Origin of the sequence: Nocardia nepalensis, assembly GCF_048910785.1 — a bacterium.
Classification (GTDB): domain Bacteria; phylum Actinomycetota; class Actinomycetes; order Mycobacteriales; family Mycobacteriaceae; genus Nocardia; species Nocardia nepalensis.
The window spans coordinates 178,272-192,276 of the sequence record NZ_JBKBET010000028.1; the positions used below are offsets into that span (position 1 = coordinate 178,272).

The window sequence follows — 14,005 nt, forward strand, 5'->3', positions numbered from 1 at the left end:
TCGCTCCGACCCTGCCAGCTACCTGCTTCCGACAATCGGAGTCGCAATCCGCGCTGAACTGGCCATGCAGTGGCCGGTGATGCAGTCAGGAGACCTATGTGGCAGTTTCGCGGTTCGCCGCAGCGCGACGGTTCCGCTGAGTCGCCCGGAAGTCGACTTCGGGTTGCCTTGTCGTGGTCGGCCACTGCGCTGCTCGCGTTGCCGACGGTGACGCTGAGTGCCTCGTCGATTCTGGCGTCGTGCTCGGCGCGCCGATCGAAAACTATTGTGTCCGTTCCGCTACGACACTCCCGCCGGCATCACCAGATGGCGGGGTGGCCGGGCTGATGGGCTGGGCCGTGCGCCGTCGCCGGAGGAGTTCGCGGACTATCGGGAGCCAGAGCAGGGTGAGGAACGTCAGTGCCAGCGTGTGCCAGGGTATCCGCCACCACCACGGGACCACCGGTGGGAACGATGTTGCGGTCGTGGGCAGCGGTGCGGCGAAGGACCAGGCCAGGAAGGCGTCGCCGATGGGGAGGGCGCCGAAGGCGTAGCGTTTCGAGTTGTCGAGAGTGACTGGTATGCCGAGGCTTTCGCCGAGGCTGGTCAGCGGACCGGCGAGGGATCGATCGCCGTGCACTCGGGCCGCGCCGATGGCGACCACTGTGGCCGAGGCGCTGACACCGAGAACGAGCGGTCCGGAATCCACATCACCCGCGCCGTTTTGGCCGTGCGGATACTCCCGCACTGCAGGCAGGCCGAGTGGGGTATCTACGAACAATCGGCGGAATGTGTCGTACTGCTGTCTCGCCCACGCGGGGTCTATCTCGGGTAGGAACCGCTGGATCATTGATTGTGACGAGCCGCGCGCCCCCTCGTTCACGGGTGTCGCTTGGTGCGGCAGTAGACCGGTCGCTGGGTCCAGACGCGTGCGAGCCGAGGTGAGCCATTGGGCGATCACTGGTTCGAAACGCGATCCGACGATACGATCGTGCAACCTCAGCGCGGTCACAGCCACGACACTGTCGACCGGCCAGGCCTGGCCTGGATACGCCGCAAGGAAGGGCCCGTCGGTGTCGAAGGCCGCCGCGAGTGCCTCGCAATCCGCGGTGAACTGAGCCGTCTCCGGTGCGCCGGCACCAGCGAGTTCGATCACGGCCCCGCGCAACCGGCTGGACCATCCGACGTAGAAGACCCCGTATGCCGGGCGCAGGCGGGCATCGAAAACCGCTCGCCCCGAAGTGGATCCCAAGCGCTCCAGCGCCCAGCGAGTCTCCCGAAGCGCCTCGTCCCGATACGTTGGGTCGCTGCGCGCGACATCGGCCCATACCAACCCGTACAAGGCGTGCGTAAAGAAGTATCCCTCGGGGAACATGCCCTGCATCTCCTCCCCAAGTCCCGATCCCAATTCCGAACGGAGAAACCGCAATTGGGCGACCACATCGGTACGCGGCTGCTCATCCCGATACAGCCGAACCTGCGGGACGAGGATCAGCAGCGTGAGCAGAGCCGCGACGGCGACATATATCGTCCCGAAGACGGTCCGAATGGAGATCACACACCGACCCTAATCCCGAGTCAACTCGAGCCGGTTTCCTGGTTCAACCACGAAGCATGCTGGCAGGTGGATCATTTGCGCGTTGGAATGTTGCTTGAGCGCTGGGCTGAACCGGTCGCAGCGTCGGATCCGTGGACGTGATCAAGGTCTACCGGAAAGCGAACGCCTAAGACGGGGTCGGGTGACGAAATATGTTGTTGTGTAAACAATCTGGCATGCAAGGGTAAGTTGATCCCCAGGATTCCTTCGCGCCGGCATACTGTGCCGCTACGCCCGGCTGTGCTGACCGCGTGCCGGGATCGGCGGCCCACCAGGTCGCGGATTCCGCCGTCATATGGTGGAACAGGGTGGACTTTTCCGCGGCGGTGAACACCACGTTGCGATGTTCCGCCAGTGCGGTCACCAGCGGTTGCGGGACGCCGGCCGGGACGGCTTGGGAGGCCTCAGCATCCGACTCCGATATCTGTTCTACATACAGATCCTGGAGCGAGGGTACTCGTCTATCAGCAGCCGGTAGGGCACTTCGCGGCGTTGTGCGCGTAGGAGTTCGCCGACAATGGGAGTGGATTCGGGGTCGAGCAGTGGCACCGGTGGGCTCGTCCGCCACGCCCGAATGCCTTGTGCCACTGCTTACTCGGCCTGGGTGAGCCAGCGGTTGGGTCTGGGGGCGAGTGCAATGGCGTTCTCGCGCACGGAGAAGGACCTTGTGCGGCGGGTGGGTGTCACGCCGCGCCCGGGGGCGTGGCTGGTTCGCCCACCGCGCGCCGAACCGGCAGCGGGCCACCTACCGTCGCGCACAAGATGTTCGGCACATGTTCGGGGCGCTCGATCTGCGGACCGGGCAGCTGTACTATCGGATCCGTGACCGGAAACGGTGGACGAAGTCTTGGCTTTCCTGAAATCTCTGTGGGCACGCTGGCCTGGCGAGAGATTGTATCTGATCTGCGACAACTATTCGGTCCATAAACGGCGCGAAGTTCGGAAATGGTGCGCCGACAACGACGTCGAGCTGGTATTCCTGCCCACCTATTAATCTTGGCTGAACCGAATCGAATGCGAGTTTGCCGCATTGCGGTATTTAGCCCTCCACGGCACCGACCACCGCAGCCACGACGACCAGGACGCCGCCATCGGCGACTACATCTGCTGGCGCAACCAGCACGCCGGACCGATCCGAGACTTCGGCGTCGGATCCAAGATCCGCCACCCCGACTACGAAGGCTACGCCAATGATGCCGATGCCGTATTCGACACCCGCCGTATCGCTTTGGCTTCGGTACTGAAACGCGACGTCTGCACCCAGGACTGTGGCTGGGAAGACGAGTGTGTATTCCTCAGTCGTGCAGCGAAGGGTATTTCGCCATCTTCCACACCCACGACGACGGCCGAATTGTCATCTCACCGATTGGGGCGCCATGGACGGGCTCGCGCGGTACGCCGAAACCGTGATGAAGGTAGCTGGCGGGGACGTCCCCAAGGTTGCCCAGGCTTGTTTGTACCTGGAGGCGGGAGAGGCGATCGCCAATCAGGCGAAATTCGTTCTCGAGAGCGCACTGTGGGCCACGACCATCCCCGACGCCACGTGCAAGCCGCATTCGACTGTGGCCGGCTGGCCCGCTCATTGCATACCGACCGAGCCAATTTGTCACGACAGGTTGCCAAGGCAAAGGCGGAATACGAGCAGAGGATGTCGCCGATCCACAAGAGGCGTGACCACGAATCACATTGATGGACAACGAAAGTGAGTGGATACGTGCCTGACGGAGACGACGTGCCGGTGAACCTGCGATCTCGGAACGAGGAAATTCCGGCAGTTTTCGATGAGCTGTGGGCGGCCGTGATCGAACCTGATCGACGGGGTCGTTTGAAGTGGTCGCCGATCCATCAGGACTGGCTTCCATGGCTGGACGGCCCGGCCGGCTACCCAGGAGACTTCGCGCGGGAGCCGCTTGGGCAGCCGCTCCGCGATGACTTCGCCGTCCGCGTTCCCGTGCTGGTCGCCAAGGCCGCCGACGCGGTGCACCAGCGATTCGGGAAGAGCAGCTGCTGCGGCCTGTGCGGCGGCGGCGTAGCAGACCATTACGTGATGCCCAATATCTTTGGCGACGCCCAGGTCTATTGCGTGCAACTACCCGATGAGGCGATGGCTCCAGGGTCCACGGTCAAGCACTGGGCGAGCCTCGAAGCTTGCCGGCACGTAACTCCGCGGTTCGTATCCGACCAACACGGTGACGAGTGGATCGAGTTCATCCACGGCAGAGGAGTCCCAGCCTCTTCCGCAGTGTCGCAACCGTGGTGTCTTGATTGCCGGACTGCAGCCGAACGTGTCACTGCCGATGCGAAGGAGGAAGGGCTCACCTCAGAGGTGTGGCTCAGAAACAACGAGCAGGAGCTTCTCGACAGACGCCGACAGAGCCGCCGATACCGGTGACAGCTGACGACGAGAAGACCGAATCGGTTGTCGTGTAACAAGACTGACGTCCTGTCTACTTCGGACTGTGTTACCGAACCCACTGGAGTGGCCTCGCGAGGTTGCCCGGCTTTGGACGGACGTGCACCCCTTCCCCCACAGCTGGACGGATGCTCTCAGAACTCTCTGGACTCAGGCCGACACACGCATACTTCGGAGGACTATAGACGGGTGGCGTCGAGACCGAATGGGACGCGGCCGGCAGGGTCGCTGTGGCGCCGGGTCAACTGATGTACTGCGTCGAATCTGGGCCCACTAGTGCGGGATCGGTGGGCGCTGGGGTCACTGACACCCACGTGTTGTTGACCGCGGAACAGCCGGAGAAGGTGTCGGTGAGCGAGGGATCGTGGAGCAGGTTCACATTGGCGCCCGGTAGCCGACACCGGGGTCTTGATGTCCCCAGCCGTGTGGGATCGCGATCGCACCGGTGCGGCTTTCCTGAACGTGCAGCGCGGCGTCGAGACGCGCCCACACGTCCTCGCGCAAACATTCTTTGGCTTCGTCGGGAGTGTGGAAGGCGAACCTGAGTGTGTACCTGACCTGCATTGTGGGCCTGACAATCCGCCTTGCGCGCCAGCCTGTCTGCATTAGGCCCTGAGCCCAGGTGCGATCGCGCTGCGCAGTCATTCAAATAGCCCACACCACAACAACACAGAAAATATTTGTCGCATGAGGATCGTCAATCCCAGACAGCATGAGCCCCGACAGAGTTGACCTGCATGCCGCCGATGGCAGCCGCTCGATCAGCCACTCCGCGGGATGAGTGAACGCACCCGGCGGAACAGTGGCGCGTCGAGGAGCGAACCGTTGACCCGCTGCTCGCAGCACGACGTGCTGCTCTCATTGCGATTCTGGTCGGTCCTCATTGACTGATCGTGAACCGATCTGCGCCTGCACGATCAACATGTTCTCCCGTACTTCCAGTGTGTCGGGATGGTTCGGACCGAACGCGACCACGCAACGGGCGTACACGTCGGTGAGAGTCTCAAGTGCTTGCTCGTGCATGCCGAGCGCGCGGAGATTACGCACCAATCCGTGCAGCGCATCCAATGCGTCCGGGTCTTCGGGGCGTGCGATCACCGGCCAGCGATCGGCGGCCGCGAGCCACAACCGGTGAGCCACGCCACGGTGATACCTCTGCTGAGCGGGTGTGCTGCCCAAATGGCCGCGGGCAATCGCGAGATTGTTCAGCGCGATTAGGGTGTCGCGATGAGTGGGTCCCAACAATCGGTGCTCGCGTCGACGGCGATACACCTCTAGTTGGAGCTGGTATGCCTGAATGTGGTGACCCAGCTTCGCGTGCGCGATCGCGAGGTTGTTCGTTGCGGTGAGTGTCTCGGCGGCGTCCTCGCCTAGCGCTCCGGACAGTGTCTGCACCAATTGCTGCTTGAGGACCAGGGCGTGGGAGTAGTCGCCTGAATATTCATGGGCCACCGCTAGCCCGTTGACGGCGACCGCGTGGGTCAGCGCACCGACTACTTCGATCGGGCACACCTGCACTAGCCGTGCATAGGTGTCAAGCGCGCGGCGATTGGTCTCGATCTGGAAGCGACCAGTTTCGTTGAGCGGGTCCTGGCCCTCGATCTCCCACCGGTCGCCTGCCGGTGGGAGATCGACCACCGCACGCACGTGCGCGAGGTAGGCACCGATTCCTTCCGATCGAGAACGGTCACCATCGCAGTCGACTGCTGCGATGAGCTCGCTCAAGGCCGCGTCGCGTAGCCGATGGTGCCGGCGCTGAGGCTTCACGAGTACCCGCAGGGCGCGCGCGTCGAGCGCGTGCATGCTGAAGTCGTGTTCATTCATACAGATAAGGCCTCGTGTGGCCGCCGCCTGAGCTCCCGTTAGGATTTGTTGTTCGCTCATTCCGGTCACCGCACTGACTATGGCGGTGAGCAGCGCGCGGGGGATCGGTGCTGGCGCCAGCACGCTGGCCGCGCAGAGTACCTCTTGCCCCGCAGGGGCCAAAGAGGCGAATGAGCGCAATAGCGTCCGGCTGAACGGTCGTACACACCCAGCAGGAAGCCCGAGTGCCGTGTGGGCGGCTTCCAGTTCATCGGGCTCGGCGCTCGACAGTTGGTCGAGCAACCTGTGATAGCCGGTGAAGTCCTCGACTGACGTCAAGCCTGCGGCGATGGTGAGACCGAGTGGATGCTGGCCGAGGATGTTCACGATCTGAAGCACCGCAGATTCCTCGCCCGGCTGTGCTGGTCGGTAGGAGGTGAGGACGTCGGCGCTGCTGTGTACACCAAGCGGGCCCAACGAGATGGCGGCCGAGGCATACCGTTCGCGGTTGCGTGTCGTGATGAGTGTTCGTCCCGCTGAGGTGGGTGCACACATGGCCGTCACCGTCTCTGGGGACGCTGTGGACGGGACATCGTCGAGGATCCATAGATACGGCTGGCCCATTCTATCCAAGGCTGCGGGGATCGCCGTTCTAGTGACGCCCAACCCTTGCGCGATCAACTCAAGGTTTTCGCGGTGTCGTGTTTCGAGCTCCAGGGTGCTGATGATCCGGCCGTCGCTACCTCCGCAGTCGAGTACGAACACACCGCCGGGGTGGTCGTGGGCGAACACTCGCGCGTAATGCAGACACAGCGATGTCTTACCTTGCCCTCCGCTGCCGGTCACTGCGACCACTGGCAGTCCACGATCACGACTGCGGGCGCGGGACCGCAAACCCGAATGCAGCTCCCATAATTCGGCGTAGCGCCCACGAAAGAAGCGTTCGGTGGGGCGCTCGTGGGGAAACCAGCGCGGTGGCATCAACGTGGGTGCGTCGCCGAATACTCCAGTGTGGCCGGCAACATTGGAAACGATGGCGTCTACTAATACGGTCGGCAGCAACTCACTGCAGGGCAGCCGGTGCACAGTCAACTCCTTTGGCCGCACCTCGTCGGCGGAGATGCCATGCGCCAAGGCCATTACCCGCGAGGTCTGCCCGCCATCGAGGCGGTATGCCGCGCACAACGCGACATGCAGCTCGTCGCGACAATGGGGGCTAGCTGGGAAGTTTGGAGTCATCACCGCGATCAGAGTCCGTGACCTGGCGAGCGCGTCGGCGATCGACGCTATCAGCGGCGCCCAGATCTGGCCTTCAAGCACATCTAGGAACACTCGCATCCCTCGCGAAACCAGTTCCGCGCGTATCGCATTCGCGATCCGGAGATCTTCGAACTTGTAGCACAGGAACACGTCGTAGTAGTTGTCATCGTCGACAGACGGATCGCGATTCATCACCAGAACCAGATGAGGATCTCGCCCAGCGCACAGCTAGGCGGCATGGCGCTTGCATTCCTGTCGCAGGACATACGCACCAAACGCCATCTCCCACAGCGTGTTGCACATCGAACTGTCCAACGTGCGATGCCAGGCCCACACCGAGCCCCAGCGTTTGTCGATAGGCCGAAACCAGCAACGGTGCCACCGTGTCCTCCGAGGGACCGCACCAAGGAAGGTCTCGGCTCGTGGCGGCAAGCGGTCGTCCTGTTCTCCGCCGCAGCAAGGGGCTCAGGCTTGTTAGCGTAACCGCGAGGCCAATTACATTCGCTTGCTGAGTATGTCATTGATCTGGTTTCCAAGCGGAACGGTAATCCGTCCTTCAGGTAACGAGACTCCGAGGGCTGCAGCTAGTTTAGCTTGATGAATGTCAAGCGCGGATTCGAACAATGCGGCTAGGCCACGGGAGCTGTCCCGCGCCCGCCACCTGCCTGTGGTGATGCAGGTGACTGCAATTATCCCGGCTGGCCACCACCAGATCACCCATGGGAGATACAGCATGCCCCAGGAGACGAGCGCAGCGTCGGCGAAGTAGCGTCGGTGGGCCTCGGTGAGGACTTTTCGGCTATCGGCGTCGATCAACAGCCAGAGTCGAGGCCAGGCATGCACCAGGGACAGGCCGTATTCCACGTCGGCGCGTTCGCCTAGAAGCCGGAAGGCTTCACCGATCGCCGTCGCGCGAGTCGGGAGGTAACGTGTCGGTGGCATGGGCGTGCGGGCTTGCCAGCGGGCGCGGGCTTCTGTTTGCAGCCGAGTCCGGGCTGCAGTCGACGCTTCCCGGATCCACCATCGGTGTACTACTTTTTCGGCGACCATCACAGCGATAGATCCGACCAGCGTGGCGATCCCGAGTGCCAGTATCGCTGACAGCACCAGCGTTGCCAGGTCCCGTCCGTCGTGGGTCAGTGCCCGGGTCCGGGCTGCTAGGAATGCGGGATCGAGAGCGTGACGTTGAGCGCACAGTATGGCCCAGACCGAGATGCCGACATACGCCAGCCCGGGCAGCGCGATCATGGTCATCCAACGTTCGCCCAGCCGTTTGCCGACGGCGACGAGAATGTCGTTCATCGGCTGCCACCCAGTCGCGGCAACCGAAGGGTCATCTCGACGTCGTCTATGTTGCACCGCGGTTTGTGGCCGGAGTCGCGGTCCGCGCTCGCGTGGCGGTCGCATGCTGCGGTCGGGCAGGCGTACATGCCTCTGACCGCAACCGCCCGAAGCCCCAGTATTTCAAGGTCGCTGGGATCTGGGCCACCACGCGTACCTGTGTCAGCGGGCGCGGTACGGCCCGCGTCGCGGGGATCGAGCGGAAGTCGGTGTCGCTGGATCGCCCGGCTGATCGACACGCCAGCGGCAATATCACGCATTGCTGATGCAAGTTGGGGTTGCCAGCGAAACTGCTCGGCGAGAGTGGTGAAAGTGGATAGATTCTCGCACCACCAGGCACGGACCGTTCGATCGTCGGGGACGTTGCGTGGCACTGATAGTGCTCCTTTCGGAGGGGGTATCGGTCAGGGGCCGAGGTGAACGAAAGGTGCCCAGCTACGGGGGCTCTGGGGGTTTGCATCACGCAAGGTGCGGATCGTTTCATGCAGTGCAGCGGCAGCATTATCGGCTTCGAGTAGCCCCGTGCGGAGCACGCGCGGGTAGAACCCTTCACAGATGTGTAGCGCGGCGTCATCCCAGACCTCCCACATCGTCCCGATGACATGGCGCCATCCGCGGCTCTGCAATGCCGCAGCGAGGGTGGCAGATTCGTCGAGACTGTGTGCACCCGCGGCGGTGGTGTCACAGGCCGAAAGAAGAGCGAATTCGCCACGATGGGAACCGTTTCCGATCAAGTCCTCGATGCCGACTAGGCCGGCGTCTTGCCAGTCGTGCGGAAACAGTCCAGCTTTTCGCGGATCGAACAGGTCCTGATATCCATGGCAACAGATGTGGAGCCATCGGTGATCGGTCAGTGCGTTCAGAAACGCCACCTTGGTGGCGTCCTCACCGATCAGCACTGTATGGGTTTCTGCGCCTATGAGTTTCGCTAGAAGTCCGACCTCGGCAATGACGGAAGGCAATGGCGATCTTCCGGGAGTGTCTGGAACCGCGACGACGGCCATGTCGTCGGCAGGCGTCGGTGGCGACACTGTCCCTCGTGCATCGGCGAGCCCTGTGAGTGAGGTCGCGCGCGAGGAGATGACACGATCGATCACCGTGTTGCCCATGCCGTCGTTGTGGTATCCGGCTGCGTGGACCGGCAATGTTGCAAGAACCCCGGTCGGATACCACCAGATTCGTGGCCAGGGTCCCGCTGTGGACGCGGTGGTGATACCGAGTTTGTTGAAGATCGGGGCGGCGATCTCGGTCCACAACCATTCCAGCGTTCTCGTTAAACCCGCATCCAACAACAGGGCCTCGGTAGTGTTGTGTGCGCTGGTAGCGAATCGTCGCAGGCTCGCAGCGTGAAGCTCTGCCTGACGGGTCACCTCCGCCTCCGTCAGGTGTGGCAGAGGGATCGGAATGAGGCGGTCGCTGCTGAATGCCACAGCATCGCAGCGGAGTTCGCTGGAGTTGAGCAGTACGATCCATTCGTCGGGACCATTCGGACGCAGGTCGGGCAGCAATTTTGGAAGTAGGAATCGGCTAGGGTGGGGAAACTTCTCAGAAGGTGCAAGTTGCCGAATATCGGTCAGTAGGTTCTCGAAGCGGTACGCCGATTCGGCACGGAGATCCGCGATGTTGGCGGAGACTGATTCCTGATCAAATTCCGCCTGGCGGCCATCGAGAAGTGCTGCATAGCGGTCGAAGTCGTCAGCCAGCTCCCGCGCCACCGCGCGTAATCCGGTAAGATCCGCTCGGATCTGGCTGATCTGGGCCCACAGTATCCCGCGCCCGCTCTCGGCCAGTTCGATTGCGCGCTCGAGTTGGCCAGCTGCAATCGCGGCAGCGGTCGCGTTCTGAATCAGCCCCTTACCGGCAGAATGCAGGATTTCGCATCGGTCTGCCCAATGCATATCGCGCCAGGCCAGCGCAGGCAACAGGGATACGCCGCGGGCAAGGATGTCGGCGCCGGCGGCAGGGTCGCCTACCTGTGCGGTCGCGGTTCCCCAACGGCGTGCGATGCTGATCAACGCATCCAACGATGCGCCCGGGGTGTCCCACGCACGCTGCCACGCCTGCCGTGCGCGCTCCCAGTCGTCAGGATCGGCATGTTCACCCATGTCGATGAAGCGCCGGTGCACTGCTTTGGCCAGATCGCCGTGCACCTCTGCACGATGGGGTTCGTCTTCGGGAAGTTCGGCCACTGCCGACGCCTGGGCTGTGATCGCCGCATTCAGATCCGCAATATCATTGCTGCGCTGATATCGCTGCCATAGCACGTTGCCGTACCCGTGGAGCAAGCGTGCGTGTATATCTGGGACATCTGGTTGTGCCGCAGAACGATCCGCGACAGCGTCGGCGTACAGGGCGACTGCCTCATCGAGATCATTGTGATCATCGAGTTCATTTTCGGCCCGGGTCTGCAACGACAGTGCCAACGCGGGCTGTAGGAGCTGCCGCTTGCGTGCTTCGCTGAGGCTCGACTGCAGCGCAGCGCGCAGCAGACTGACCGATTCATCGAGCAGCTCTAGATCCATGCTGCTCGCGTAGCGCAGTTGCAGTACCTGTCCGAGCTGGAATTGGCACTCGGCGCGCTCGGTGTCATTCAGTGACCTGCTCAGCAGTGATCGCACTGCCACTTCAGCGATACTCAAATCCGTTGGGCGTAGGAGGGGCTTCAGTGCACGTCGCCAGGCGAGGCGCGCGAGCTCCAGCACCGTCGGGACTTCGATCTTCGAGCTGGCCACACAGATTTCAACGGCGCGTTGCGCAGTGTTGGTGGCTTTGTCGAGATAGGAAGGCAGTGGTATTTCGGCGGCGGCCTCGCCCCACAGCAACGCGACGCTAACCGTTAGGTCGTCGTGTCCGGCGGACGAGGGTGTATCGATCACGGCCTCGAAGATATGATCGAGGTCGGCGAGAGCGCTCGCCATCTCCAAACGGTCGCCTGCCAGAAACCCTGTGTAGATCACGTTAGAGATGGTCACGGCCTGTATCTCTGACGGTCCACTGCCCTCGAACAGTTCTAAGCTCTCACGGGTTGACTTTGCCGCACGGGCAATGTCGCCGGGCTTCCCCCGAGCTTGCAGCGCCACGGATAGGGTGGCCAAGTTTTCAGCGCGTCGCCGTACATCGTGCTCGGGTGTGTACGTGAGCGCGCGCTCGGCGGCGTCGACTGCGGCGTCTGCAGCACCCAAACCTTTTGACCGCGTCAAGCCGTGAAGTGAACTGATCGCGCCAAAGGTATCGGCGAGCCGAGGATGACCATCGGGGTACAGCTCGGCTGCGCGAAGCCCGTAGCCGATCGCCCGCTCAGCCGCGTCGATATCATCGAGCTCGAGCACGCGCACCAAGAGGTTATGCATCAAGCCGAACAATCGATTGGGTTCGTCGGTACTGTCGATCGCCGAAACCCACTGATGCGCAGCAGGATTGTCGGGCCATCCGGGCGGCACAGATTCAGGCACAGTCGTTGTGACGGCTTTGCGATACTGGACGAGTTCCTGTCGTCCCCGATCATCTGGGGCTAGTTCGTGGATGACTCGATTCAATGCGTCGAGTGCGCCGTCCAAGTCGGCGGGTCGACCGGCGGCCTGGAACCGCCGATGCCGTGCAATCGCGACGGTACCCTGAGCGGCTTTGAACTCTTCACCGGCTTGGGCACGGGCTGCTACCTCCTCCGCTGCTCGAACCGCCTCATCAAGCAACTCGGGAAACCCCTGATGCTCGTATGCGATGGTTGCTAGAAAGTGGCTGTAATTGATCAGGCGGCTACCATATGTTGGATCGTCCACCGGGACAGTCAGATAGTAGGTATCGCGCACCGCCGCAATGAAGGTTTGACCGGGTGTGTGTTCGCCGACCCCACCTTCGAAAAGAGCGTGGCGCAGTCGTGCGAGTAGTTCTTGCGCTAATTCCAGCAGTCGCCGACACCTGGCGGCCAGTGCGGGATCAGAGGCTGCGTCCTCGACTGCGCAGCTCAATAGTGCAACGATGGCCTCCTGGACGTCCAGTCGTCCGTTGGGACGGACCGCACGATCAAGTTGGGCGGCCAGGGTCGCAGCTAGGTGTGCAGCGAGTCGAGGATTATCTGGTGGACGGATTTTTCCGAGCTCAATCAACATCCATGCGAGGTTGACACCGACATTGGGATCTTGCGTGCGATCGAACAGCTCTACCAGAAGATTCGCGTATTCCTGCATGTCGAGAAGCCGGAGCTCTTCCGGCTCCGAGCGCATGAACTCGTATGCGGCGATCACCGCCCTTTCCAAATATTCGACACCCTCTGTCTTTACATAAATACGCCACAGGATCCCGGGCAGATTGTCCACAGCCGCATATCGGATCCCCACCTGGGCGGAGCCCGCTACCGCTGCGCGGGTAACGTCCAGCAGTTCAGGCAGCAGGTCGTCAGTCGGATCCGCATCCGAAAGTGCGAGCAGCAGCGTCGAGAGCGTAGACAGCCTCCCTGGGGAGAACAAATCGTCGGTGGGTGTCGCGGCCACGGCTTGCCTGGCTGAATCGACCGCCTCCCGAAGAACTTCCATGTCGTGCGACTCCAGGTATTGGCCGTAAAGTGCCTCCGCTCGCTGGTCGAGTGCACGTACCCGCGGGGGATTGGCATCCTCCAGACCACGTCGGATGGCATCCGGAACGGCGTCAGGATCCTGGTCATAAACGACCGCAAAGTACCTGACCACCACGGCGAGTTCATCCGAAGACAGCAGCGCAGTGCCGCCAATTTCCGTAGGTAGCCAGTGGAACCAACCCAGCGCATATGCGGCCTCGACATCGGTATCTAGATCACAATGAGCGGCGAGGGCTGCGGCATCGTTCGTCGCCGCGACACTTAACAGCTCCGAGGCGTCCCCACGTGTGGCGGCATCCTCGATCCGGTATCGAACAGCCGCCAACGCGGCATCTCGATCGGTCATCCTGCCTCGCGCGGCGCACGGTGTCCCATCCGCGGCACCCCACACCCGGAATGACAACCGTCCGGGCATAGTCCAGCGGTATGCGCGTGCGCCAGATGCTCATTGTCAGGCATCGCGCCACGCAGGCAATCGCGATCGCATCACGGCGTCCCCAACTGTTGTCGATTTGGCCCCTGTATTCTGCCCGCTCGCCTCGTCATCCCACTACGGACCAACGTCACCGTTGTCAGGCAATCTGTAAACGAAAACTACACACCTCGACACCCGATACTGCGGCCTAGAGCGCTGCGTGCAAACCAAAGCCCAGCCTAGAGACGACGATCGCGCTGCGCAGTCATTCAAATAGCCCACACCGCAACAACACAGACCAACATCTGTCGCATGTGGATCGTCAATCCCAGATGGCGTGAGCCCCCGGGACGGGACTGTGCAAACAACGGCTCTGGTGCACTTCCGGTGGCGGGTGTTGCGGTCTAGGCCAGCAGGATGCGGTGGCGTAGTAGTGGGAAGCTGGCGCGGCATGCGGCCGAGGCGCTGGAATGCTTGGGCGGCAACGGCTATGTCGAGGAGTCCGGCATGCCGCGCCTGTATCGGGAGGCGCCGTTGATGTCCATCTGGGAGGGCTCGTGCAATGTCGTGGCGCTGGATGCGTTCCGCGCCATGGGGCGCCGGCCGGAGCAACCGGCCGTTGCG

The 14,005-nt window shown here is 62.5% G+C and carries 7 protein-coding genes and 2 pseudogenes; 3 read left to right on the top strand and 6 right to left on the bottom strand.

All coding sequences use genetic code 11. The features are described from left to right. Nucleotides 1-262: 262 nt before the first annotated feature. On the bottom strand, nt 263-1,537 hold the full coding sequence (locus tag ACHQ4I_RS21590) for a hypothetical protein (protein WP_420773609.1): 1,275 nt from the start codon (nt 1,535-1,537) through the stop codon (nt 263-265). Nucleotides 1,538-2,411: 874 nt separating this feature from the next. Between ACHQ4I_RS21590 and ACHQ4I_RS21595 the strand changes: the two genes are divergently transcribed. Continuing rightward, nucleotides 2,412-2,570 carry a transposase gene (locus tag ACHQ4I_RS21595; RefSeq protein ID WP_420773610.1) on the top strand — a complete coding sequence of 53 codons (159 nt, stop codon included), beginning with the start codon at nt 2,412-2,414 and terminating at the stop codon, nt 2,568-2,570. A gap of 45 nt (nt 2,571-2,615) precedes the next feature. Here ACHQ4I_RS21595 and ACHQ4I_RS21600 read toward each other — a convergent pair whose 3' ends face one another. Next, nucleotides 2,616-2,744 carry a hypothetical protein gene (locus ACHQ4I_RS21600; protein ID WP_420773611.1) on the bottom strand — a complete coding sequence of 43 codons (129 nt, stop codon included), beginning with the start codon at nt 2,742-2,744 and terminating at the stop codon, nt 2,616-2,618. 564 nt (nt 2,745-3,308) lie between these two features. On the opposite strand from ACHQ4I_RS21600, the gene ACHQ4I_RS21605 reads away from it, so the two are divergent. Then, nucleotides 3,309-3,968, top strand: coding sequence for a hypothetical protein (locus ACHQ4I_RS21605; protein ID WP_420773612.1), 660 nt, complete (start codon nt 3,309-3,311; stop codon nt 3,966-3,968). 879 nt (nt 3,969-4,847) lie between these two features. On the opposite strand, the gene ACHQ4I_RS21610 is transcribed toward ACHQ4I_RS21605, so the two are convergent. The 4 genes and pseudogenes from ACHQ4I_RS21610 to ACHQ4I_RS21625 all read right to left on the bottom strand — a co-directional run bounded on the left by ACHQ4I_RS21610 (nt 4,848) and on the right by ACHQ4I_RS21625 (nt 13,312). Then, nucleotides 4,848-6,557, bottom strand: coding sequence for a tetratricopeptide repeat protein (locus tag ACHQ4I_RS21610; RefSeq protein ID WP_420774166.1), 1,710 nt, complete (start codon nt 6,555-6,557; stop codon nt 4,848-4,850). A gap of 426 nt (nt 6,558-6,983) precedes the next feature. Then, nucleotides 6,984-7,244: pseudogene (locus tag ACHQ4I_RS21615) on the bottom strand (toll/interleukin-1 receptor domain-containing protein); the annotation flags it as partial. Between the two features lie 303 nt (nt 7,245-7,547). Beyond that, nucleotides 7,548-8,354, bottom strand: coding sequence for a hypothetical protein (locus ACHQ4I_RS21620; RefSeq protein ID WP_420773613.1), 807 nt, complete (start codon nt 8,352-8,354; stop codon nt 7,548-7,550). A 443-nt stretch (nt 8,355-8,797) separates the two neighbouring features. Then, nucleotides 8,798-13,312, bottom strand: coding sequence for a CHAT domain-containing protein (locus tag ACHQ4I_RS21625; RefSeq protein ID WP_420773614.1), 4,515 nt, complete (start codon nt 13,310-13,312; stop codon nt 8,798-8,800). Between the two features lie 486 nt (nt 13,313-13,798). Here ACHQ4I_RS21625 and ACHQ4I_RS21630 point away from each other — a divergent pair. Next, nucleotides 13,799-13,990: pseudogene (locus ACHQ4I_RS21630) on the top strand (acyl-CoA dehydrogenase family protein); the annotation flags it as partial. Between the last annotated feature and the right edge of the window lie 15 nt (nt 13,991-14,005).

Bases quoted from the DNA above. Each gene is read 5' to 3' on its own strand.
- ACHQ4I_RS21625 (WP_420773614.1), bottom strand. From the start codon at position 13,312: ATGACCGATCGAGATGCCGCGTTGGCGGCTGTTCGATACCGGATCGAG.
- ACHQ4I_RS21620 (WP_420773613.1), bottom strand. From the start codon at position 8,354: ATGAACGACATTCTCGTCGCCGTCGGCAAACGGCTGGGCGAACGTTGG.